This is a genomic window from Xanthobacter autotrophicus (genome assembly GCF_030015065.1).
GTDB lineage: Bacteria > Pseudomonadota > Alphaproteobacteria > Rhizobiales > Xanthobacteraceae > Xanthobacter > Xanthobacter autotrophicus_D.
The window spans coordinates 16,392-39,250 of sequence record NZ_JAIVFN010000029.1; the positions used below are offsets into that span (position 1 = coordinate 16,392).

A 22,859-nucleotide genomic window follows, 5' to 3' on the forward strand; every position below is an offset into this window, starting at 1 on the left:
CCGGACCGGACAGACAAGGTGGCCGAAGGCGCGCACCGCTCCGTCGAAACCGCTGCCCTCGCCGCGGCGAGCCTGGCAGCCGCCATGCCGCGCCTCGTGCTGGAAGCGCGCCGCATCGCCATGACTGTGCAGCATGGCCTGCACGGCCGGCGGCGCGCCGGGTCCGGCGAGAATTTCTGGCAGTACCGCCGCTTCGTGGACGGCGAGCCGGCCCAGCGCGTGGACTGGCGCCGCTCCGCCCGCGACGACCATCTTTACGTCCGCGAGCGCGAATGGGAGGCCGCCCACACCGTGTGGATCTGGCCCGACCTCTCCGCGTCCATGGACTACGCCTCCCGCGGGCAGGTGCCCAAGCGCGAGCGGGCGCTGGTGGTCGCCTTCGCCCTCGCGGAGCTTCTGGTGAAGGGCGGCGAGCGGGTGGGCATGCCGGAGCTGATGCGCCCGTCCGCGACCCGGCGCATCGTCGAGCGCATGGCGGAGGCCGTGGTGCTCGCCCCGGTGCTGCCCGCCAGCCTGCCGATGGCGTTCGCGCCCTCCCCGCTCTCGGAAATCGTCCTGCTGGGGGATTTCTGGAGCCCGGCGGACGAGGTGGCGGCGCGCCTTCATGCCCTGGCCACCACCGGCGCCCATGGCCATGTGGTGCAGATCGTCGATCCCGCGGAAGAGACCTTCCCCTTCTCCGGCCGCATCGAGTTCCGCGAGCCCGAAGGCGGCGAGCGGCTGACGGTGGGCCGGGCCGAGAGCTGGCGCACGGACTATGAATTGAAGCTGGTGGAGCACCGCGCCCGCATCCGCGCTGCCGCCGAGCGGCTGGGCTGGAGCTTCGCCGTCCATCGCTCCGACCGGCCGGCGAGCGAGCTGCTGCTGGCGCTGCACGCGCGCATGAGCGCCGGGGGCGGCGGTCCGATGACGCCCAAGGGTGGCGGCCATCCCTTCGTCTCGGGGGGCCCCGCCTGATGTTCGGCCTGCCCCTCGCCTTCTCCGCGCCGCTGCTTCTGACCGCCTTCGTGGCCCTGCCGCTGCTGTGGTACCTGCTGCGCGTGGTGCCGCCCAAGCCGCGGGAGGTGGCCTTCCCGCCCATGCGGCTGCTGCTCGGCATCACCCCCAAGGAAGAGAGCGCGGCGCGCACCCCGTGGTGGCTCACCGCGCTGCGCCTGCTGCTCGCCGCCCTCATCATCCTCGCCGCCGCAGGACCCATCCTGAACCCGCCGGCCGCCGCCCCTTCCGCCGGCGGGCCGCTGGTGCTGGTCATCGACCAGGGCTGGCCGGCGGCCGCCAGCTGGGAGGCGCGCCGCTCGGCGGCTGCCGCGCTCATCGACGAGGCGGAAACCAACGGGCGGGGCGTCGCCCTGATCCCGACCGGCGACGTGCCGCGTGAAGCGACCCTGCTCAGCCCCTCCGCCGCCCGCGACCGCCTGCGCTCGCTGGAGCCGGTGCCCTATGGCCCGGCCCGGCGGGACGCGCTGGCGCTGGTGCAGCGCCTCCTGGGCAACGAGCCGCAGGCCGGCATCGTCTTCATCACAGACGCCGTGGATCTCGGCGCCGATCCCGACCTCGCCCGGGGATTCGCCGCCCTCGGTGGCGGCGGCCGGCTGCTGGTGGTGGGCGGCGGCGTCGCCGCGCCCCTCGCCCTTGCCGGCGCAGAGAACGGGGCGGATGCCCTCACCGTGAAGGTGCTGCGCCCCGAGGGCGCCGGCCCCCGCGCCGGGCGGGTCACCGCCCACGACATGCGCGGCCTTGCGCTGGGCGAGGCGCCGTTCTCCCTGCCCGATGGCGCCACCGAGGCCGAGGCCCGCTTCGACATGCCGGTGGAGATCCGCAACGAGGTGGCGCGTCTGGAGATTGCCGGCGAGCGCTCCGCGGGCGCCGTGCAGCTGCTCGACAAGAGGTGGCGGCGCCGGGCCGTGGGCCTCGTCTCCGGCACCAGCACGGATACCGGCCAGCCCCTGCTCGCCCCCACCTATTATCTCTCCCGCGCGCTCGGCCCCTATGCCGACCTGCGCGTGGCCGAGACCGGATCGGCCACCGAGAACATCAACCGCTTCCTGGAACAGCGCCTGCCGGTGCTGGTGCTGACGGACGTGGGCACCATCCCGCCCGCCACGCGCACCCGGCTTGCCCGTTTCGTGGAGGAAGGCGGCGTGCTGGTGCGTTTCGCCGGCCCCCGCCTCGCCAACGCGCAGGACGACCTTTTGCCGGTGAAGCTGCGCCGCGGCGGCCGCGTGCTGGGCGGCTCCCTGTCCTGGGAGACGCCGCAGAAGCTGGGCGCACTCACCGCCGAAGGGCCATTCCGCGACCTGCACCTGCCCGACGACGTGACGGTGACTCGCCAGGTGTTGGCCGAGCCCGACGGGACCCTGGGCGAGCGCACCTGGGCGACGCTCGCCGACGGCACGCCCCTCGTCACCGGCGTGCGCCGGGGCAAGGGGGCGCTGGTGCTGTTCCATGTGACCGGCGACACCTCCTGGTCCAACCTGCCCCTTTCCGGCACCTTCGTGGAGATGCTGCGCCGCGTGATCGCCCTGTCCGATGCCCCGCCGCCCGCCGAGACGGCGCCGGCCGACATAGCCGCCCGCGCCGCCAGCCGGCCCGACGTGGCCGCCCTGCCCCCGGCGCGGGTGCTCGACGGCTTCGGCGCGTTCCGCCCGGCCGGCCCCACGGCGCGCGCGGTTCCGGCCGACTATTCCGGCCGCTCCACCGCCGACCATCCCCCCGGCCTCTACGGCCCGCCGGACGGGCTGGTGGCGGTGAACACGCTGCTGCCCGCCGACCGGCCGAAGGCGCTCGACCTCACCGTCCTCGGCGGACGCGTGGAGCCCTTGCAGGAAACCGCGCCGCGCGACATGCGGGGGCCGGTTCTGGCGGCCGCCATGGCGCTGCTGCTGCTCGACGCGCTGGCGGTGCTGTTCCTTGCCGGCGGGCTGAGCCGGATGGGCGGCCCTTCGGGCGGGCCGAAGGTGCGGCGCGGGGCCGCCGCGGCGCTCCTCGCGGCCATCGCCCTCGCGGCGGCCGGTCTTGCCGGAGCGCCCGCGCCCGCCCGCGCCGACGATGCCTTCGCCCTCAAGGCCACGCTCCAGACCCGCTTCGCCTATGTGGTGACCGGCGACAGCGAGGTGGACGAGATCTCCCGCGCCGGGCTCGACGGGCTCGCCACCTTCCTCGGCCAGCGCACCGCCCTTCAGGCCGGCGAGGCCATGGGCGTGGACATCGCCAGGGACGAGCTGGCCTTCTTTCCCCTGCTCTACTGGCCCATCCTGCCCGACGCCAGCGCGCCGCCGCCCGCCGTGCTGGCGCGCATCGACGCCTACATGAAGCAGGGCGGCACGGTGATCTTCGACACCCGCGACGCCATCGAATCCTCCGGCGCCCCCGGCGCGCCGCTCTCGCCCGCCGGGGCGAGGCTGAAAGACATCCTGTCACACCTCGACATTCCCGAGCTGGAGCCGGTGCCGCGCGACCACGTGCTCACCAAGGCCTTCTACCTGCTCAAGGATTTTCCGGGGCGCTTCACCGGCGGCACGACATGGGTGGAGGCACTGCCCGCCGCCGACGCCGATGCCGACCGCCCGGCCCGCGCGGGGGACGGTGTCTCCCCGGTGATCATCTCGTCCAACGACCTCGCCGGCGCCTGGGCGGTGACACGGAACGGCGAGCCGCTTTTGCCCCTGACGCCCGGCGAGCCGCGCCAGCGCGAGATCGCCTTCCGCGCCGGCGCCAACATGGTGATGTATGTGCTGACCGGAAACTACAAGGCGGATCAGGTGCACGTGCCGGCCCTGCTGGAAAGGCTGGGGCAATGAGCCCGCACCCACGCGCAGCGGACGCCGGCGCATGAGCTACGGCGTCACCTTCTCCCCCTTCCTGTCGCTGCCGCTGCTGATCGCCGTCGGCGTGCTGGCGCTGGTGCTGGCGGGACTGCTCCTCGCCTCGCGCACCCGCGGCGCCGTGTTCCGTGCTTTGGCGCTGGCGGTGGGGCTGCTTGCCCTCGCCAACCCCTCCTTCACGCGGGAGGAGCGCGAGCCGCTCACCTCCGTTGTGGCGGTGGTGGTGGACAAGAGCGCCAGCCAGTCCTTTGGCGAGCGCACCCAGCAGACGGAAGTCGCCCGCGCGGTCCTCGCCGAGCGGCTGGGCAAGCTCTCCGGCATCGAGGTGCGCACCGTCGAGGCCGATGCGGGCGACGGCTCCGCCGACGGCACGCGCCTGTTCTCGGCCCTGTCCGCCGGCCTTGCCGATGTGCCGCCGGAGCGGGTGGCCGGCGCCATCCTGATCACCGACGGCCGCGTCCACGACGTGCCGGAAAATCCGCAGGCGCTGGGCTTTTCGGCTCCGGTGCATGCCCTCGTCACCGGCCGCACCGGCGAGCGCGACCGCCGCGTGGCGCTGGAGAAGACGCCGCGCTTCGGCATTGTCGGCCAGAAGCAGTCCGTGACCTTCAAGGTGACCGACGAAGGCGCCCCCGCCGGCGCCCGCGTCGCCGTCACCATCCGCCGCGACGGCGAGGTCATTGCCCGGCCCACCGTCACCGCCGGGCGCAGCACGTCCGTGGACGTGGACATCACCCATGCCGGGCCCAACATCGTCGAGTTCGAGGTGCCGGCGCTCGAGGGCGAACTGACGCTGGTGAACAACCGCACCGCCGTCGCCATCGACGGCGTGCGCGACAAGCTGCGCGTGCTGCTCGTCTCCGGCGAGCCGAACGTGGGCGAGCGCACCTGGCGCAACCTGCTGAAGAGCGACGCCAATGTGGACCTTGTCCACTTCACCATCCTGCGCCCGCCGGAAAAGCAGGACGGCACGCCCATCAACGAGCTCTCGCTCATCGCCTTCCCGACGCGCGAATTGTTCCAGACCAAGATCAAGGATTTCGACCTGATCATCTTCGACCGCTACGCCCAGCAGGGCGTGCTGCCGCAGGTCTATTTCGACAACATCGTGCGCTATGTCCGTGCCGGTGGCGCGGTTCTGGTGGCGGCGGGCACGGACTTCCTCGACACCGGCTCGCTCTACAATACGCCGCTGGAAGAGATCCTGCCCGGCGTGCCCCGCGGCGACGCGACGGATGCGCCCTATCACGCCCGCCTCACCGATCCCGGCAAGCGCCATCCGGTGACCCGCGCCTTGCCCGGCTCGGAGACCGACCCGCCCCACTGGAGCCGCTTCTTCCGCGTCATTGACGCCCAGGCGCGCTCGGGCACCAGCCTCATGAGCGCCCCCGGCGACAAGCCGGTGCTGCTGGTGGACCGGGTGGGCGAAGGGCGCGTCGCGCTGCTGCTCTCCGACCATATCTGGCTCTGGGCGCGCGGCTATGAAGGCGGCGGCCCGCACATCGACCTCTTGCGTCGGCTCTCCCACTGGCTCATGAAGGAGCCGGACCTGGAGGAGGAGCGCCTGAAGCTCACCGTCTCCGGGCGCGATCTTGTGGTGGAGCGCCAGACCATGGCCGAGAGCGTTCCCCCCGCCACCGTCACCACCCCGTCCGGGGCCCTGCGCCCCCTTACCCTTGCCCAGGCCGAGCCAGGCCTGTGGCGGGCGGCGACGCCGGCCGACGAACTGGGCCTGTGGCGCGCCTCCAACGGCACGCTGACGGCACTCGCCAATATCGGCCCGCTGAACCCGAAGGAATTTGCCGAGGTGACAAGCACCCGTGATGTTCTCGCCCCCGTGGCGGCGGCTACCGGAGGCGGGGTGTGGCGGCTCGCGGACCTTGGTGGCTCGGTGCCGCGCCTGGTGCAGGTTTCCGCGTCCGACCGGCTCGCCGGCGAAGACTGGATGGGCCTGCGCACCCGTGACGTCTCCGTGGTGCGGGGCATCGGCCTGTTCCCGCTGTTCGCCGGGCTCTCCGGCCTCCTGCTGCTGCTGGGCGCGCTCACCGCCGCCTGGGTGCGGGAGGGCCGGTGATGGCCCTGCGCACCTCTGCCCGTCTCACGCGCCGCCGCATGATGAGCGTCGGGCTGATGCTCGCCGCCCTGTGGACCATGCCGGCGGGGGCGCAGGACAAGCCCCTCACCCCGGTCGGCGAATGGCTGGCGGAGGACATCGGTGGCGGCGGGGTGCTGGATCGGGTCCAGAGCACGCTCGTGCTCGGCGCGGACGGCGCCGTATCCGGCACCGGCGGCTGCAACCGCTACAGCGGGAAAGCCAAGCTGGCGGGCGCTTCCCTGCGCTTCGGCGCGCTTTCCGCCAGCCGCATGGCCTGCACCCCCGCCGTCATAGCGCAGGAGCAGAAGTTCCTGCTGGCGCTGGAACGAACGCAGGGCTGGCGGATCGATCCGCTGCGGCGCAAGCTGATCCTGCTCGACCTCACCGGCACCGAGCTGGTCACATTCTCCACCAGGTAAAGCGATTTCGAGCGCGGTGGAGCCCGGCTCGCGTGAAGACAGCGCGTCTGCTCAATGGGATGGAAGCGGGGAAGCGCCCGGCCGAACCGCCTGCCGTCCCCCTAGAGAACGCGTTGCCCGATCAGCTTGCGATGCAAGCTGATCGGGCAACGCGTTCTCTTTCTTGAACTTAGAGCGCGATCCGATCAGATGGATTCCATCTGATCGGATCGCGCTCTATTGCATCATGGCGGCGCGCTCTTCCGCCTGCCGCATGTTCTCGGCCCGCTTGGTCATGACCGAAGCGATGATGACCACCACTGTGACCATGGCGATGAGGATGGTGCAGACCGCGTTGATCTCCGGCGTCACCCCGAGGCGCACCTGCGAATAGATGCGCATGGGCAGCGTGGTGGCGCCCGGGCCGGTGGTGAAGCTGGCGATGACCAGATCGTCCAGCGACAGGGTGAAGGCAAGCATGAAGCCGGACACCACCGCCGGCAGGATCAGCGGCAGCGTGATCTTGAAGAAGGTCTTGAACGGCGGGCAGCCAAGGTCGAGGGCGGCCTCCTCCAGCGCGCGGTCGAAGGTGACGAGCCGCGACTGCACCACCACCGCCACGAAGCACATGGTGAAGGTGATGTGGGCGAGCAGCACGGTCCAGAAGCCGCGATCGAAATTCACCGCCACGAACAGCAGCAGCATGGAGAGGCCGGTGATCACCTCGGGCATGACGAGAGGCGCGTAGATCATGCCAGAGAACAGGGTCCGCCCCGGAAAGCGCCCGTAGCGCGTCATCGCCAGCGCCGCCATGGTACCGAGCACGGTGGCCACCAGCGACGAGAAGAAAGCGATGCGCAGCGTCACCCAGGCCGCGTCGATGAGTTGCTCATTCTCCAGCAGCGCCCAGTACCATTGCGTGGAGAAGCCCGCCCACACGGTGACGAGCCGCGAGGCGTTGAAGGAATAGATCACCAGCAGCAGGATCGGGATGTAGAGGAAGGCGAAGCCCAGCACGATGGACGTGACGTTGAACCAGCTGAGGCCCTTTTTCATTTGCCCGCCTCCAGCTCGCGCTGCTGGATGTTCTGGTAGATCACGATGGGCACCACCAGAACGAGCAGCAGCAGCACCGCCACCGCGGACGACACCGTCCAGGAGCGGTTCACGGTGAATTCCGTCCAAAGCGACTTGCCGATCATCAGCGTGTCCGAGCCGCCCAGCAAATCGGGGATGACGAACTCACCCACCGCCGGGATGAAGCAGAGCAGCGCGCCGGCGGCCACGCCCGGCAGGGAGAGCGGAAAGGTGATGGTCCAGAACGCCTTGGACGGCGGGCAGCCGAGATCGGCGGCGGCCTCGAGCAGCGTCAGATCGAGCTTTTCCAGCGCCGCATAGAGCGGCAGCACCATGAAGGGCAGGTAGGAATAGACGATGCCGATATAGACGGCGAGGTTGGTGTTGAGGATCTCGAGCGGAGTGTCGATCACGCCCAGCGCCATCAACCCCTGATTGAGCAGCCCTTCCGGCGAGAGGATGCCGATCCACGCATAGACGCGGATAAGGAAGGAGGTCCAGAACGGCAGGATCACCAGCATCAGCAGTGTCGGCTGGATGGATCGGGGCGCCCGCGCCATGCCATAGGCGATGGGGTAGCCCACCAGCAGCAGCAGCACGGTGGAGATCGAGGCGATGACGAGGCTGGAGCCGTAGGCCTCGAGGAACTCGTTCGAGAAATCCAGCACATAGCCATAATTGGCGAAGGACAGGCCGGACAGGAACTCGGTGAAGCCGGCCCAGCCCTGCGCCAGGTCGAGGGTCGGCGCGTAGGGCGGCTGGGCCACCACGTCCTGCGACAGCGAGATCTTGAACACGATGAGGAACGGCGCGAGGAACAGCGCCAGGAGCCACAGATAGGGCACCGCGATCACGAACCAGCGGCCCCGCCCCTTCTCCCCCGCCATCGCCATGATCGCCTCCCAGAGCGTTTCCGCGTGACGAAAACGTGTCAAAACAACCAGTTGGTCCGTCTCGCGCAGGATGCGCGCGCGACGCCTCTATCGGGTCAGCACGACGCCGGCATGGGGCGCGAAGGTCACCCAGACCTTGTCATCCCACGAGATGGGCCGCGCCACCACCCGCGACAGGTTCGGCTGCGAGACCTTGATCCGCTGCCCGCAGGCCAGTTCCACATGGTAGATGGAGAGGTCGCCCAGATAGCCGATATCCCAGATCTCGCCCTCGAACACGTTCTCGGTCTGGTCCGCCGGCGGCTCCAGGGCGATGCGCAGCTTCTCGGGGCGGATGGCGATGCAGGCCGTGTCCCCCGCCTTGCAGTCCATCGTCTGCGCCACCACGAGGGGAAAGGGCGTGACCGGCGAGGAGAGGTGCGTCTCGTCCTGCCCCGTCTGGGTGATGGTGCCCTCGATGAGGTTCACCTCACCGATGAAGTCCGCCACATAGCGGGTGGCCGGCTGCTCGTAGATCACCGCCGGCGGGGCCACCTGCACCAGCACGCCGTTGTTCATCACCGCGATCCGGTCGGCCACCGTCATGGCCTCCTCCTGGTCGTGGGTGACGATCAGGAAGGTCATGCCGAGGTCCATCTGCAGGTCCATCAGCTCGAACTGGGTTTCCTCGCGCAGCTTCTTGTCGAGGGCGCCCAGAGGCTCGTCCAGCAACAGCACCTTGGGCCGCTTGGCCAGCGACCGGGCGAGGGCCACGCGCTGGCGCTGGCCGCCGGAGAGCTGGTGCGGCTTGCGCTTCGCGAACTTCTCCAGCTTCACCAGCTTCAGCATCTCCTCGACGCGGGCGTCGATCTCGCCCTTGCCCATCTTGTCCTGCTTGAGGCCGAAGGCGATGTTGTCCTGAACATTCATGTGCGGGAACAGGGCGTAGGACTGGAACATCATGTTCACCGGCCGCCGGTAGGGCGGCACGCCGGCGAGGTCCTCCCCCGCCAGGGTGAGGCGGCCCTCGGACGGCTCCTCGAAACCGGCGAGCATGCGCATGAGGGTCGTCTTGCCGCAGCCGGAGGGACCGAGCAGGGCGAAGAACTCGCGCTCGTAGATGTCGAGGCTCACATGATCCACCGCGGTGAAGTCGCCGAAGCGCTTCACTACATTCTCGAACCGGATAAGCGGGGTCTTGCCGGGATCGGCCCAGGGGGCGAACGAGCGCCGGACGGCGCCGATGGTTTCCTTCCGCGCCTTGTCCGCAGCCATCATGTCCCCCGAGCTGGCCTCGTGGAATGGAGGCTAACCGGGGAAACGGAAACGCTCAAGCCGTGTGCACGCGCAAAAATGCATCGCTGCGGCTGCTCAGGCGAGCGGGCGGATCGCGGCTGGGGAGAAGTGCCATCTTCCCCCCTCAAGATGCATCACCCCCTTGCACGTGCCCCCCGCATGTGGCAGAGGAGGCCGCCTGACGACGGCGATGCCCGTCGCCTTCCGGGCCGGCGGCATTTTCCCTCGCGGAGCATCCCAAGGCCCACCCGGCGCGCTGCGGTAGCTCAGTGGTAGAGCACTCCCTTGGTAAGGGAGAGGTCGAGAGTTCAATCCTCTCTCGCAGCACCATTCCAAAGCGTTGCAAACGCTAGAAACCCTTGCAAATCCTCGCATCCTGTCCAAAGCTCCGTCCAAAGTTTGTCCAAAACCGAGGCGGACATGGCCGGCAAGGCAAGGCATCTGAGGCAGCGGGGCACCACCTTCTTCGTGCGCGTGGGCGTGCCGAAGGAGCTTCGCGAGATTGTCGGCAAGTCCGAGCTTCACGAATCCCTAGGCGGCAACGCAAGGGAAGCTGAACGCCGCTCCCATGCCGTGCTCGCGCGCTTCCACGCGATTTTGGACGACGCCCGCCTCAAGCTGGCACAGGGCAGCGGCGCCCCTCCCCGGCTTGCTCGCACCCTGGACGCCGCGAAGCTTGCCCACCACCACTATCAAAGTCAGCTCGACGAAGACGCGGCCCTTCGCGACAGTGGCGCCCTGGCCAAGATCGGGCACGACCGAGCCACCTATCGACGCCTTTTCGAGGGCGGGTACACATCTGCCCTTAGGGAAGTCGTTTCCGGCATCGCACCAGATGACAAGATCGGCGCGACCATCGGATGGGCCATTGACGCCTATGCCGCCGACAAGCTGACTAAGGCTGAGCCCGGCACCCCCGAATGGCGCGCCCTGGCTCGCACCCTTGCCGGAATCCAATTGGAGGTTCTTCAGCGGCAGAAAGAGCGCGACGAAGGCCAGCCCGAAGCCGAACCGGCACACCCGGCCCTGAAGCCCTCCCCAGCGCCCACACAGGCCAAGCGCGACCGCGTCTCTATCCTCGACCTTCTAGACGGCTACCTCACCGAGCTTCGCGCCTCTGGACGCGGGGCAGAGGCAGAGAAGCGCTGGACGCCCGGCTTTAAGCAGTTCGTCCGGCACCTCGGACATGATGACGCTTCGCGCCTAACCAAGGCGGACGTGGTCGCCTGGAAAGACGCCTTGCTCACCACCATGTCGCCGAAGACGGTGCGCGACACCAACGTTGCTGCCCTTCGAGCCGTCTTCCAATGGGCGGTGGACAATGACCGCCTGAAGGCGAACCCCGCGAAAGAGGTGAAGGTGCGTGTCCTGAAGAAGGTACGCAACCGCGAGAAAGGCTTCACCCTCGACGAGGCGAAAGCCGTCCTGAAGGCCGCGCGCAACCATTCCCCCGCGCACTCCGACAATCCACGCACCCGTGAATCAGCGCCCATGACGGCGGCGAAACGTTGGGTGCCCTGGTTGTGCGCGCATACCGGCGCCCGCGTCGCCGAAATGACGCAACTCCGGAAGCAGGACGTCCGCGAGGAAAACGGCATTGCCTTTGTGCGTATCGCGCCAGAAGCCGGCAGTGTGAAGTCGGGCCAATATCGCGACGCGCCGCTTCACCCGCAAATTGTCGAGATGGGCTTCCTCGACTTCGTGAAGGCCGCGCCAGACGGCCCGCTCTTCTATGTCGATAATCCGAACCGCGCCGGGAAGTCCCATCCCTCCAAACAGATTGCGGGGCGGCTCGCCATGTGGGTTCGCGCGCTGAACGTCATTGCTGCCGAGGTGGACCCGAACCACGGCTGGCGCCATCGGTTCAAGACAGTGGCCCGCGAGCTTGGACTTGATCCCCGCGTCATAGACAAGATCCAAGGCCACGCCGCACGCACGGCCGGCGAGGACTATGGCGACGTGACACTTAAAGCCGCCTACGCGGCAATCAAACAAATGCCACACTATACAATCGCGAAAAAGGCCGACCAGAGCGCCGCCTAGATAGGAGCGCACGGCCGATTATTCAAGATCAACACAGATTGACAGCGGCACTTTCTAGGCTTCCGTCAATCTCACTCCACTATCTGCGAATTTTTCTCAATTAATTCGACGAAACGGTCTATTCCACGTGAGATTCGTGTTATCCTAATGGATATAGCGAATAGGACGTGTTCTTTCTAAATGGGCATTCTCGATTTCTGGCCCTTTCCTCGCCAGCAGGTGACCGAAACAAAGGCCGCGCCCTCTCTTCCGGCGCCTCCGCAGCCATCCACGGGCAACGCGAGTTGGCTGTTTTTCGGCACCCCGTCGCCTGACGGCAAGCTCCATATTAACGTAACGCCCGACACTGCCATGAAGTGTCCGCCCGTGCGACGCGCCATTTCCGTGCTTTCGTCCGCCGTCTCGACGATGCCGCTGCACCTCTACAAGCGCGGCGACAGCAATTCCAAATCCCGCGCAACCGATCATCCGCTGTATAAGGTGCTGCATCGGCGCGCCAATGAGTTTATGTCAGCCTCGCACTTCCGTGAAATCATGATGCGCAACGCGCTTCTTCACGGGAACGCCTATGCACTGATCAATCGGAACGAATATTTCACCGAGCTTTGGCATATCCCGCCTAATTATGTCCGCGTCGAATATGACGAACTGACATATGCGCCGGTTTATTTCGTACGGCATGGCGGCGGCGCCGAAGAAACCACCTATCCTGCATCTGCCATCTTCCACATCCGGAACACCGGCGCCTGTGATTACGTTGGCGACTCTCCGGTAAATGAGTGCCAGAAGGCAATCATGCTGAGCATGCTCCTAGAAGAGCACGGCAAGCTATTCTTTGAGAACATGGCACGCCCGTCCGGGATGATTCTCATGCTTCCCGGCATGCCAGAAACCACTCTGGATAACGCTCGCAAAGCATGGATGGCTCGCACGGCTGGCGGAAACATGTACGGCACGCCCATGATGCCGGGAGTGCAAGACTACAAGCCGATCAGTTTCAGCAGTGTTGACGCGCAGTTTCTCGAAACCCGCAAGGAACAGGTTGTAGAGATCGCGCGCGTCTTTGGCGTTCCGCCGCACTCACTCTTTGAGATGGGTCGCGCGACTTGGGACAACATCACGGCTGAGCGTCAAGAATTCCTCGACGGTTCGCTGAGCGATTGGCTCACCCGTTGGGAAGACGAGATCTATATGAAGCTCCTTACGCCTGACGAGCAAGAGGAATACTTCGCGGAATTCCTGACTGACAACTTCCTGCGAATGAACCCGCTGGACCGTGCTGAAGCGCAGGGTAAGCGCATTGCTTCGCGCATCCTGTCGCCCAATGAGGCGCGGGCACAAGAAAACCTTCCGCCTTACGAAGGTGGCGACGAATTCATCAATCCCAACACCACGTCTTCCACCATTCCGGACAACACCAATGCTGACAAACCTGCCTGAAATCGCTGCGGCATTCGCAGCGGCGCACGGTCCCTTCTCCCAGGCCGTGGATATGCTGAAGAGCGTCGCGACCTCTGGCGCGCCCCTGCCGCCCGCAAATCGGAAATGCGATTTCGCCAAGCATGCTGAGCGCCAGCATGACGGCCGTATCGTGCTCGACCTCGACAAGATCGGAGTCGGCGCGTGACCTCGACCCGCATCAAGCGCTTTCTTGGCGACGGCGAATATGAATTTAATCTCTCCGGCACGCAGATTGTGCGGCTCGAAAAGCTTTTGAATATCGGCATCGGCGAGTTGTCGCAGCGTGTCGTCAGCGGCCGATTTCACCACGTCGAGCTTATCGAGACCGTGCGCCACGGTCTGATCGGCGCGGGTACTTCGCACGAACAGGCCGCGAATCTCATTGCCGTCTATGTGGACGGCGTATCGTTGAGGTCGGTTCACACCCTCGCAGTCGAGATCCTTGCGGCGGCTTGGGACGGCACCCCGGAACCCGACGAAGACACCACAAAAACCAATACTCAGGAGTAATTTGAATGGCTTTTTCAGGTATTTCCGTGCTTCACGGCTCGATTACCACCATCGGCGGAAGCACCGACCTTTTCGGCCACGCGGTTTGGTCTGAAGACCTTCCGGCCCCGGCCACGACCGTCAACGTTGCGACCCTCCCTGACTTCAATGATCGGCTTCGCGTGCAGTCCGCGTTTCTGATTCAGCCGGCTGTGGACGCCAAGGTCTATGTTGGGCCGGACCCCGCAGCGGCAAGCACCCCGATGTACCGCGTCTATGCGGGCGCCGATCGCGTGATTCTCGCGAACAAGGGCGACAAGGTTCGTTGGGCGGCAGCTTGAACCGGCTTGAACTCAAATCCACCTTCACGGTGGACGATGCCGGCGCCATCGAAGGTGTCGCGTGGCCCTTCGGCACCCCCGACCGCGTCGGCGACATGATCGAGAAGGGTGCCTTTGCTGGTGTCCGCACGCCCCTGCCGCTCCTATTCGGCCACGATCCGAACGACGCAGTAGGCGTGTGGGAATCCGCCGCTGAGACCGCCTCCGGCTTCGTGGTGAAGGGGCGGCTCCTGGTTGATGACATGCCCCGCGCCCGTGAAGTCCGCGCCCTGGTGCGTAGCGGCGCCGTGGGAGGGCTTTCCATCGGCTTCAGCACCCGCAAGGCAGCGCCCCGCGTCGGCGCCCGTGGGCGTGTGATTTCCGCCCTCGACCTTGTCGAGGTGAGTCTTGTGACCGTGCCCAGCCATCCCGGCGCCCGCGTCACTTCCGCCAAATCCGCCGCAGCGGCATTCGCCATCGCTGAGGCTATTTCCCGAGCCGCTGCGGCTCTTCGTTCCAAGTAAAGGACTTCGCTACGTGACCAAGCATTTCCCCATTATTGAACTCAAGGACGCGGACCCCGTTGACGCGGTCACTGCCGCCCTCGACGACCTCACCAAGTCCGTTGACGAGCGCCTGAAGGCCATCGAAACCAAGTCCGCAGGCGGCGCCGATGCCGGCGAGCTGGACGCGCTCAAGGCGTCGCTCGCCAAGATCGAGGCCCGCCTGAGCCGCCCCGGCATCATCACCGGCAAGTCGGCCGACGAGACCAAGGCCGACGCCGAAACCAAGGCTTTCGGGACCTACATCCGGCGCGGCGAAAAGGCCCTCGGTGCCGACGAAATCAAGGCCCTGAACGTCACCACGGCGGCCCAGGGCGGCTACATGGTGCCGCCTGAAATGTCGGCGGAAATCCTGCGCGAACTGGTGGAGTACAGCCCCATCCGCGCGCTCGCAGACGTGCGCGACACTTCCAAGTCTTCCGTGTTCTATCCCAAGCGCACCGGCCGGCCGAACATCACGTGGCTCTCCGAGGGCGAGGCCCGCACCGAAGAGGCCATTGCGTTCGGGCAGGTGGAAATCAAGATCAAGGAAGCCGGCTTTTTCATTCCGGTGACGAACCGCCTTCTCGGCGACTCCCAGGGCGCGGCCGAAGCCGAGGTTCGCCTCGCTATTGCCGAAGCCTACGGGAAGAACGAGTCCGAGGTGTTCCTCAACGGCGACGGCGTGAAGGAGCCCAGCGGTATCCTCACCGACGCGTCGTTGGTGACCGTGGAAGCGCCCCTGACAGCGCCCGACAGTATCCAGTACAATTCCGTGCTCGACACCTTCTATGCGCTTCCGGCGACCTACCGCAATCGTGGTTCGTGGCTCCTGAATTCGACCGTTCTCAAGCTCCTGCGGAAGATGAAGGATGAGGCAGGCACGTATATCTGGCAGCCTGCACTTTCGCAGGACGCGCCCGAGCGTATCCTCGGGCGCCCGGTCATCGAGATTCCCGAGATGCCGGACCACGCGCCTTCCGCAGTCCCGGTGCTCTTCGGCGACTTCAAGAGTGCTTACCGCATCGTGGATCACATCGAGAACGGCAGCGCCTTTAGTGTGCTGGTTGACCCGTATACCGGCGCCACGAACGGCATCACCAAGTTCCACGCGAACCGCCGCGTCGGCGCCAAGCTCCTTCGCCCCGAGGCCATCGTGGGCATGAAGATCGCAGCCTAATGCGACTTCTCGACGAAGACACCATTCTGAAGCTGGACGGCACCACCGTCCGGCTTCGGCCGACACTGCGATGCGCCCTGAAGATTTCCGAGGCCCATGGCGAACCCGTGGATTTCTGCGGCAAGATCCTCAAAAACAACGTGACGTTGATCGGCGATCTTTTCGCCCATGGGATCGAGGACGAAGACAAGCGCCGGGACGCCCTGGCGTGGCTTTCCTACAGCCCCCAGCCGCTCCGCAAGCGTGTCGAACACGTCGCCCTCGACTTGTACATTTTCGCGCTGCACCTCGCTGGCATCGATCCCGATGAGAAGCCGAACACGTCGAATTCGTCTGGCACTTCTATGAAGTTCAATCGGACGCTCGCCGAACTCTTCGGTTTCGCAACTGGTGTGCTCCATTGGTCGCCCGAATCCGCCTGGAGCGCCACGCCGCGCGAGATCGCGCACGCAATGCACGTCTGGCGTCGCACCCAGCCTGGATATGAACCGACCGAGGAAGAGCGCGACGAACAGGCCCGCGAACAAGCTCTGGACAGCACATTTGACCGCGTCGGCCTTCAGGCGCTGAAGAATTTAGCTTAGGGGGCGGATCATGACGGCGACGTGGCCAGCCGAATAACGAAAAGTCACCTCCCTGCCCCCGCCGTTCTGGAGAGGCCGGCAAACAAGGGTCAAGGTGACACGGCCACATCTTTTCTTTTCAGCAGGAATACAATGGCGTTCGCGGCACCCAGGCGTTGTTCATGTGGCAAGATCGTCCCCTATGGGATGAAATGCGAATGCCAGATCATTCGAGATCGCGCCCGCAAGGCTAAGGCTGATCAAAACCGCCCGAATGCTCGCCAGCGTGGATACAGCACGAAATGGGATCGAGCACGCGCCGGTTTCCTCCTGAAGCACCCCATTTGCTCCTGCGGCGCCAAGGCCGCTGTGGTGGATCACATTCGCCCCCATCGCGGCGACAGCAACCTGTTCTGGCAGCGTGAGAACTGGCAACCCCTATGCGTCCGGTGCCATAGCGGCAGAAAACAAAGCGAAGAGCATCGCAGCGGCAGCAACCCGCTTGCACACCCCTTCGTCGATAAACCGCCCACCTGCCCCGTCACCATCGTTGCTGGCGCGCCTGGAGCCGGTAAATCCACATATGTGGCCGAACGCGCCGGCCCCGACGACATTGTCATCGACATGCCCACCATCATGGCAAAGCTCGCAGGCATGGCCTTGTATGAGGCACCCGGCAGCTTCGCCCGTGAAGCATTGGAGATCCGGAACAAAGCCCTGCGCATGCTTGGTGAGCGCAACAGCTTCAAGCGTGCATGGTTCATCACTGCGGACCCTGATCCAGCCGCACGCGCCACATGGTGCCGAAAACTGCACGCCCGCATGGTGATCATGCCGGCAACACTTGATGAGTGTATTGCCCAGATCGAGGCCGACCCTCGCCGCGCACACTGCCGAGACAAGCATATCGAACTGGCGCGCGAATGGTTCACAAAAAACACCGAGGCAGTGAAGGGTAAAGCGTCCGCCTTCCTCGACTGGCGCAGATCCCGCACACCGGCAAACCGAACATCCGACAAGGAACCGCTGATCGCACAGGGCTTCGATGAAGACCACGATGAGCGATCTTACGAGCGCACCATTGATGCCGTTCTAACCCGCTTCAATTTCGACACGGAAGACCTTCCGCTTATCGATCCATTTGAGGAAAGCCATCGACCTGCGCCGGCCCCTGAGAAGCAACCTGCACCCGCACCCAAAGCTGAGAAGCAGCCCAAGCAGCCCAAGCCTCCAAAGCAACCGAAGGTGAAGGTACCGAACGAACCGAATGTCAAGGTGCCGAAGCCGCAGAAGGTGAAGGTTGTGAAACAGCCCAAGCAACCGAAGCAATACACATTCGACGGCATGACCATGAGCGTCAACGAATGGGCCAAGCACCTTGGCATAAACCCACTAACACTTCACACGCGCCTTCGCCGCGCCTATCCCCTCGACAAAGTCTTCACAGCTAACCTCTTTGAACTTCAGCGCGCACATGCAAGCAAAGGCGACGAAACGCCAATGATTCGCGATTAGCACTAGTACACTGTATACTAGTGTAACCCCGGGGTGGTGAAAGACTTCTGACGATTGACTAGGGACCGGCGCGGGCAGGCTTGCGCGAGTCTCTGTGGAATTGGAGTTTTAAGAATGGCTGTGACGTTGGAAGATCTTAAGGCACACATCCGCGACCTTGGCGATGAAGACGACGCCCTTCTGACTCGGAAGTTGGCCGTCGCAACCGACATGATTAAGCAGAAGGTCGGCGGTTTCGACAAATTCGACGGCAGTGTTCCGGCCCCGATCGAGGAAGCAATTCTTATGTACGCCGCGCACCTCTACGCGAACCGTGAGGCCACGACCTTCGGTGGACAGGCGTTCATGCTACCGCTTGGCGTCGAGGATCTTATTTCGACCTACCGTGACGGCTGGACATACTGACATGGCGAGCATGGCAGATCAGTTTCGGGCGTTCCTTGAGGCGAAGGAAGAGGCCATCAAGGCCGAAGCGCTGAAGGCGCAGGAGGCCAACGCCAAGCAGTTCGCACGCGAGGTGCGCCGCAAGGTACCCGTGGAAGAGGGCGACCTGAAACGCAGCATCAAGGTAACCCCTGGCGGCGAGCGCACCCCGGCCTATTCCCGTGGCGGCGCACAGACGGTTCCGGAAGGCACCGTCATGGTTACCGCCGGCAATGAGAAGGTCCGGTACGGCCACATCGTCGAGCACGGCAGCAAGAAGATGAGGGGCCGCAAGTTCTGGTGGCCGACTGTGAAGATGCTGCGCCAGAAGTTCCGGAACAGGAACAAGGCTGCACTGCGGAAGGCGATCAAGAAATGAGCTTAGATCCGGTGCTTTGTTTGACGAAAAAGGTCCGGCAGCGGCTCATTTCCAGCCCCGATTTCATCGCGCTTTGCCCAGCCGACAGGGTGCTGGACTCCTTTACCGAGACCGGTGCCGGCCCCCTTGTCGCCATCGGCAACGGCGATGCAGTGCCGCCAGATCATTACGAGGTGTGGCACCATCGCGCCTACGTCGACCTCGATATCTGGACACGCGGCGAGGGCAGCAACGTTCTCTGTCGTCGCATCACCCACATCATCACGAAGGTGCTTTCAGGCGTCGCGTGGGCGCCGTGGCAGGGTGACGGCTGGATCGTGCACGGGCTTTCGATGAGCGTCACCACCGACCGGGACACGACCGAGGCGGACCTCGCGCATGGCGTTGTGAGCCTGGACGCGATCATGCAGGAGACCGCTTGATGAAGAACGCACCCGTTCGGGCTGGATCACTCCTGGAAAAACTGACGGTGGAGCGCGCCGCTACTGCCGTGGGCGATTTCGGCAACACCGTCACGCTTTGGACGCCCCTTTTCGATGTGCGCGCCGAACTTCTCGACCACACGCAAGAGGAAGAGCCGGCCGACACCGGAAGCCGGATCACGATCAAGGCCAGTTTCTTCATTCGATACACGCCCAGCCTGAAGATGACGGATCGAGTCATTTGGGGCGGCGAGACCTTCGATATCGTCGGCTTGAAGATAGTCGGTCGCAAGCAAGGGCTTCAGGTCGATTGCCGGAGGATTGGACCTTGAGAGGAAACAAGCCTAGGATGATCGTGACCTATAGCGGCGCCCTCACCGAAGCCCCTCGCCCGCCCACGTGGCTCTCACCGGACGCAAAGCGCGAGTGGAAGCGTGTTGCCCCCGTGCTGGTGCAGAGGCGTCACCTCACGCAAACCGACCTCGGCATGGTGGAAGGTTTTTGCGTCGCCATGGGCAGGGTGCGGGAGATCGAGCGCGAGCTACAGAAACCCGGCGCCGTGCTCGACCCTCGCATGGTGCGCCTTCAGGACAAGGCCCTTTCTACAGCGCGCCAGATCGCTGCGGAGATCGGCCTTACGCCTGTGTCGCGCTCGCGGCCGGCAATTGTTGACGACGATGATTCCGAAGACGCATCCGACCTGGCTCTTCGATAGCTCCCCCATTGAGGATACCAACGGCGACGGAGATCGCGCCGTGCGGTTCCTACGGGCGCTGAAGCATCCGAAGAGCAAAGCCACCGGAAACGCGTTTCAGGTTGATCCTGTGTTCGAGCGCCTTGTTCGGCGCATCTATGGCCCGCGCGACGCTAACGGAAACCGCATCGTCAAACGCGTTCCCATACTCCTGCCGCGCGGCAATCGAAAGACGACACTATGTGCCGCCCTCGCGCTCCTGCACACGCTCGGACCCGAACGCGTTCCTAGCGGCGAGGCCGTCGCGGGCGCAGCGGATCGGAAACAGGCCGCACTTGTTTACAAGGAAGCGGCTGGCATCATCCGCATGGATAAGCGACTGATCAGCGCTAGCAAGCTCCTGGACTCGCGTTACAAGATCACGTCCAAATATCACGGAAGCACGTTTGAATCCCTTTCCAGTGACGGAAAAACGCAGCACGGCCGCACACCTTCACTGATCATCTGCGATGAGCTGCATAGCTGGCAGACACTCGACCTATGGGACGCGCTGGAAAGCTCTATTGTGAAGAGCGACCCGCTGGTTATTCTCGCCTCGACGGCCGGCGCGGGACGCGAGCATATTGCGTGGGTTCAGTATGAGCAGGCCCGGCGCATCGCCCGTGGCGAGGAGGTAAATCCAACCGTCCTTCCGGTGCTTTTCGAGGCCAGCGCCGATGAGGATTGGCGCGACGAACGCGTGTGGTTCCGCGTCAATCCTGGCTTATCCTGCAATCCACCCTATCAGTCGCTTTCCGCCATGCGCGATCAGGCAAAGCAGGCCGAAAGCGTCCCCAGCACGAAGGCCAATTTCCTTCAGTACAATCTGAACGTTTGGGCGGACAACTCGGTAAGCCCCTTCGTGGATATGGGCGTTTATGATGGCGGCGCCGATCAAATCGACTTCGATAAGCTGAAGAGCGAACCCTGTTGGATGGGCATCGACCTATCGCAGGTCTATGACATGACGTGCATTGTCGCTTGCTGGAAAGACGGCAAGGGCGGCTATATCGTCCGGCCCTGGTTTTTCCTTCCGAAAGAGCAACTAGCGAGGCGCGAGACCGCAGGTTACCGCGAATGGGTGGACAGGAAATTCATTGAAGAATCCCCAGGCGCTGCAATCGATTACGAGTTTTTTCATGGGCGCCTTGTGGAAATATGCGGCGAACTGAACGTTCAACAGATCGGCGTTGATCCAAAGGGGGCTAATCCGACGCTCAACGCTCTTATGAATAAGGGGCTTCCCGTATTTCAGTTCTCGCAGGCGAACGGCAGCATGTGCCCCGCCGTGCACGAACTGGAACGCGCCATTGTGGCTGGGCAGTTCAGCCATGGTGGAAACCCCGTGCTGCGCTGGTGCTTTGAGAACGTTCGCACCGTGGACACTGCGGACGGCTACAAGCGTTTCCACAAGGGGAAGTCTGAACACAAGATCGACGGCGCCATCGCAGCAGCAATGGCGGTTAAACTTGCGTTCGACTCCGACAATCCGGGACGTGCGATTGATGATCCCAATTTCGACTTCTCAAAATTCATGAATCTGTGAGGCACACATGGCTGAAAACGACGGTAAACTTGAACTTGGATTTGGAGTCGATACCTCGACGCTTGAGCGCGGCTTTCGACGTGCTGCTCAGTCCGGCGACCAGCACCTTGGGACGCTGGAAAAGCGTGCGGAACGTGCCAAACAACGCCTAGAGACCAGCATGGGCGCCGCTGCGGAGAAAGTTTCAGGCAGCATCAAGGGCATCGGCGCAGCGTTCGCAGGCGGCTTGCTTGGCGGTTTTGCCATTGGTGGCGCCTCGGAGATCCCCAACGTCATCCGCGACGTGACGCGCTCCCTCGCAGAGCTGAAGGGCGAGGCGCAACGCGCCGGCATCGACGTGGAACAGTTTCAGGCCCTCGACTACGCCGCGAAGCAAAGCGGCGTGAGCATCGACGCCCTTACGGACGGCCTGAAGGAAATGCAGCTTCGCGCCGACGAATTCGTTCTCACCGGGAAGGGCAGTTCTGCGGAGGCTTTTCAGCGCCTCGGATACAGCGCCGACGAACTGAAAGAGAAGCTGAAGAACCCCGTCGCACTCTTTGATGAGATCATCGCGCGCTTGAAAAAGTTTGAGACCGCGCCGGCTATCCGTATTGCCGATGAGGTGTTCGGCGGGACGGGTGGCGAACAGTTCGTCCGGTTCCTGGACTCGAGCGCAAAGAGCCTTCAGCAGCTTCAGGCCGACGCCCGTGGTGCTGGCGTGGTGCTGGACCGGGATATTATCGCCAAGGGTGCCGAGATCGACAAAGCTTTTCAGAAGCTCTCAGACACCATCGGCACGCGCCTGAAAGGTGGCATCGTCTCGACTGCAATTGCATTCGATGATTTCGCAACGAAGGTGCAGGAGTTCATGACCAGCGTCGGCAATTTTGATTTCTGGAAGAGCTTCCGACTCGGTGGCAGCAATCCGGACGTGAAGCCGATTGAAAACGAGATGGACCGCGCCCGCGCCGAACTGGCGAAGCGCTTGAACGCTGGTGAGCGCTTCAAGACTGATGGGCAGGAGTTGTGGACGCCACCGAAATACACGCCCCCGGCGCCGACGAAAAAGATCGGCATCACCCCCGGCGAGCGCTTCGACGCGGACGTGGTGAAGGTCCGCGACGAGATCGCCGCGCTTGAGGCGGAACAAGCAGCCCTCGGCAAGTCCGCCTTTGAGGCCGCCCGCTTGCGGAAGGAAACCGACCTTCTGGCGCAGGCTCGACGGGACGGTGTTGAAGTCTCTCCGGAGATTAAAGCGCGGATCGATGAGGAATCCCGCGCCTATGCCACGGCGGCGTCAAATCTTGAAAACGCACGCGTGAAGATGGAGCACGCCCGCGAGCTTCAGGATTTTGCGGGGCAGGAGCTTACGTCTTCACTCTCCGGTCTATTGACCGGGACGCAGACTGTGAATAACGCTTTGGATAATTTGATTCAGCGCCTGATCGAGGCCAGCTTGCAGGCCGCGCTTTTGGGCAGCGGGCCGTTGGCTGGACTCTTCGGAGGCAGCACCGGGACCGGCCTTGTCGGCGCCCTCTTCTCCGGCTTCGGCGGCGCCCGTGCTGGTGGTGGTGAGGTGGTCCCCGAAAATCGGACAGGGAGTTAAGCTTGGTTCGGCCTGACGGAAGGACGAGCCCGATGACCGGGAAGAGGAAGCGTTATTCAGCGCAGTTCAAGGCGAAGGTGGCCCTGGAGGCGC

The 22,859-nt window shown here is 64.6% G+C and carries 23 protein-coding genes and 1 tRNA gene; 21 read left to right on the forward strand and 3 right to left on the reverse strand.

Annotated elements, in window-relative coordinates; genetic code table 11:
- Positions 1 to 18 precede the first annotated feature (18 nt).
- From K9U40_RS08275 to K9U40_RS08290, 4 genes are read left to right on the forward strand one after another with little or no spacing between them, the layout of a single operon-like run.
- Entirely contained in the window at positions 19 to 957 is a 939-nt protein-coding gene (locus K9U40_RS08275; protein ID WP_282889738.1) for a DUF58 domain-containing protein, read from the forward strand.
- On the forward strand, positions 957 to 3,800 hold the full coding sequence (locus K9U40_RS08280) for a DUF4159 domain-containing protein (protein ID WP_282889739.1): 2,844 nt from the start codon (positions 957 to 959) through the stop codon (positions 3,798 to 3,800). The genes K9U40_RS08275 and K9U40_RS08280 overlap by 1 nt, the downstream gene beginning before the upstream one ends.
- 31 nt (positions 3,801 to 3,831) lie before the next feature.
- On the forward strand, positions 3,832 to 5,898 hold the full coding sequence (locus tag K9U40_RS08285; protein ID WP_282889740.1) for a hypothetical protein: 2,067 nt from the start codon (positions 3,832 to 3,834) through the stop codon (positions 5,896 to 5,898).
- Positions 5,898 to 6,338: an META domain-containing protein gene (locus K9U40_RS08290; protein ID WP_282889741.1), complete on the forward strand. Its 441-nt coding sequence runs from the start codon at positions 5,898 to 5,900 to the stop codon at positions 6,336 to 6,338. The genes K9U40_RS08285 and K9U40_RS08290 overlap by 1 nt, the downstream gene beginning before the upstream one ends.
- A gap of 216 nt (positions 6,339 to 6,554) precedes the next feature.
- On the opposite strand, the gene K9U40_RS08295 is transcribed toward K9U40_RS08290, so the two are convergent.
- From K9U40_RS08295 to K9U40_RS08305, 3 genes are all read right to left on the reverse strand, one after another.
- Positions 6,555 to 7,373, reverse strand: a complete 819-nt coding sequence (locus K9U40_RS08295; protein ID WP_282889742.1) for an ABC transporter permease — start codon at positions 7,371 to 7,373, stop codon at positions 6,555 to 6,557.
- Positions 7,370 to 8,287, reverse strand: coding sequence for an ABC transporter permease subunit (locus K9U40_RS08300; RefSeq protein ID WP_282889743.1), 918 nt, complete (start codon positions 8,285 to 8,287; stop codon positions 7,370 to 7,372). The genes K9U40_RS08295 and K9U40_RS08300 overlap by 4 nt, the downstream gene beginning before the upstream one ends.
- Positions 8,288 to 8,374: 87 nt before the next feature.
- Positions 8,375 to 9,541, reverse strand: coding sequence for an ABC transporter ATP-binding protein (locus K9U40_RS08305; RefSeq protein WP_282889744.1), 1,167 nt, complete (start codon positions 9,539 to 9,541; stop codon positions 8,375 to 8,377).
- Between the two features lie 276 nt (positions 9,542 to 9,817).
- Between K9U40_RS08305 and K9U40_RS08310 the strand changes: the two genes are divergently transcribed.
- The 17 genes from K9U40_RS08310 to K9U40_RS08390 all read left to right on the forward strand — a co-directional run bounded on the left by K9U40_RS08310 (position 9,818) and on the right by K9U40_RS08390 (position 22,766).
- Positions 9,818 to 9,892, forward strand: a tRNA-Thr gene (locus K9U40_RS08310).
- Between the two features lie 90 nt (positions 9,893 to 9,982).
- Positions 9,983 to 11,605 carry a DUF6538 domain-containing protein gene (locus tag K9U40_RS08315; RefSeq protein ID WP_282889745.1) on the forward strand — a complete coding sequence of 541 codons (1,623 nt, stop codon included), beginning with the start codon at positions 9,983 to 9,985 and terminating at the stop codon, positions 11,603 to 11,605.
- Between the two features lie 180 nt (positions 11,606 to 11,785).
- Entirely contained in the window at positions 11,786 to 13,045 is a 1,260-nt protein-coding gene (locus tag K9U40_RS08320) for a phage portal protein (protein ID WP_282889746.1), read from the forward strand.
- Positions 13,026 to 13,232, forward strand: coding sequence for a hypothetical protein (locus K9U40_RS08325; RefSeq protein ID WP_282889747.1), 207 nt, complete (start codon positions 13,026 to 13,028; stop codon positions 13,230 to 13,232). Before K9U40_RS08320 ends, K9U40_RS08325 begins: the two co-directional genes overlap by 20 nt.
- Positions 13,229 to 13,576: a gene transfer agent family protein gene (locus tag K9U40_RS08330; protein ID WP_282889748.1), complete on the forward strand. Its 348-nt coding sequence runs from the start codon at positions 13,229 to 13,231 to the stop codon at positions 13,574 to 13,576. The genes K9U40_RS08325 and K9U40_RS08330 overlap by 4 nt, the downstream gene beginning before the upstream one ends.
- Before the next feature lie 5 nt (positions 13,577 to 13,581).
- Positions 13,582 to 13,896, forward strand: a complete 315-nt coding sequence (locus K9U40_RS08335; protein WP_282889749.1) for a hypothetical protein — start codon at positions 13,582 to 13,584, stop codon at positions 13,894 to 13,896.
- Complete coding sequence (locus K9U40_RS08340; protein WP_282889750.1) at positions 13,893 to 14,399, forward strand: HK97 family phage prohead protease; 507 nt, start codon at positions 13,893 to 13,895, stop codon at positions 14,397 to 14,399. Before K9U40_RS08335 ends, K9U40_RS08340 begins: the two co-directional genes overlap by 4 nt.
- Before the next feature lie 13 nt (positions 14,400 to 14,412).
- Positions 14,413 to 15,597, forward strand: coding sequence for a phage major capsid protein (locus K9U40_RS08345; protein ID WP_282889751.1), 1,185 nt, complete (start codon positions 14,413 to 14,415; stop codon positions 15,595 to 15,597).
- Positions 15,597 to 16,181: a phage tail assembly chaperone gene (locus tag K9U40_RS08350; protein WP_282889752.1), complete on the forward strand. Its 585-nt coding sequence runs from the start codon at positions 15,597 to 15,599 to the stop codon at positions 16,179 to 16,181. Before K9U40_RS08345 ends, K9U40_RS08350 begins: the two co-directional genes overlap by 1 nt.
- Positions 16,182 to 16,313: 132 nt before the next feature.
- Positions 16,314 to 17,675 (forward strand): hypothetical protein, encoded by a 1,362-nt coding sequence (locus K9U40_RS24700; RefSeq protein ID WP_349239420.1) that lies wholly within the window; start codon positions 16,314 to 16,316, stop codon positions 17,673 to 17,675.
- 114 nt (positions 17,676 to 17,789) lie between these two features.
- The gene (locus K9U40_RS08360; protein ID WP_282889753.1) at positions 17,790 to 18,080 is read left to right on the forward strand and encodes a head-tail connector protein; all 291 of its coding nucleotides are present in this window, start codon (positions 17,790 to 17,792) and stop codon (positions 18,078 to 18,080) included.
- Position 18,081: 1 nt separating this feature from the next.
- Complete coding sequence (locus tag K9U40_RS08365; RefSeq protein WP_282889754.1) at positions 18,082 to 18,477, forward strand: HK97 gp10 family phage protein; 396 nt, start codon at positions 18,082 to 18,084, stop codon at positions 18,475 to 18,477.
- On the forward strand, positions 18,474 to 18,899 hold the full coding sequence (gp17, locus tag K9U40_RS08370) for a tail completion protein gp17 (protein ID WP_282889755.1): 426 nt from the start codon (positions 18,474 to 18,476) through the stop codon (positions 18,897 to 18,899). The genes K9U40_RS08365 and gp17 overlap by 4 nt, the downstream gene beginning before the upstream one ends.
- Entirely contained in the window at positions 18,899 to 19,231 is a 333-nt protein-coding gene (locus K9U40_RS08375; RefSeq protein WP_282889756.1) for a head-tail adaptor protein, read from the forward strand. The genes gp17 and K9U40_RS08375 overlap by 1 nt, the downstream gene beginning before the upstream one ends.
- A gap of 17 nt (positions 19,232 to 19,248) precedes the next feature.
- Positions 19,249 to 19,614, forward strand: coding sequence for a phage terminase small subunit P27 family (locus tag K9U40_RS08380; protein WP_282889757.1), 366 nt, complete (start codon positions 19,249 to 19,251; stop codon positions 19,612 to 19,614).
- Positions 19,577 to 21,178 carry a terminase large subunit gene (locus K9U40_RS08385; protein WP_282889758.1) on the forward strand — a complete coding sequence of 534 codons (1,602 nt, stop codon included), beginning with the start codon at positions 19,577 to 19,579 and terminating at the stop codon, positions 21,176 to 21,178. The genes K9U40_RS08380 and K9U40_RS08385 overlap by 38 nt, the downstream gene beginning before the upstream one ends.
- 7 nt (positions 21,179 to 21,185) lie before the next feature.
- Positions 21,186 to 22,766 carry a hypothetical protein gene (locus tag K9U40_RS08390; RefSeq protein ID WP_282889759.1) on the forward strand — a complete coding sequence of 527 codons (1,581 nt, stop codon included), beginning with the start codon at positions 21,186 to 21,188 and terminating at the stop codon, positions 22,764 to 22,766.
- The last annotated feature ends 93 nt before the right edge of the window (positions 22,767 to 22,859 follow it).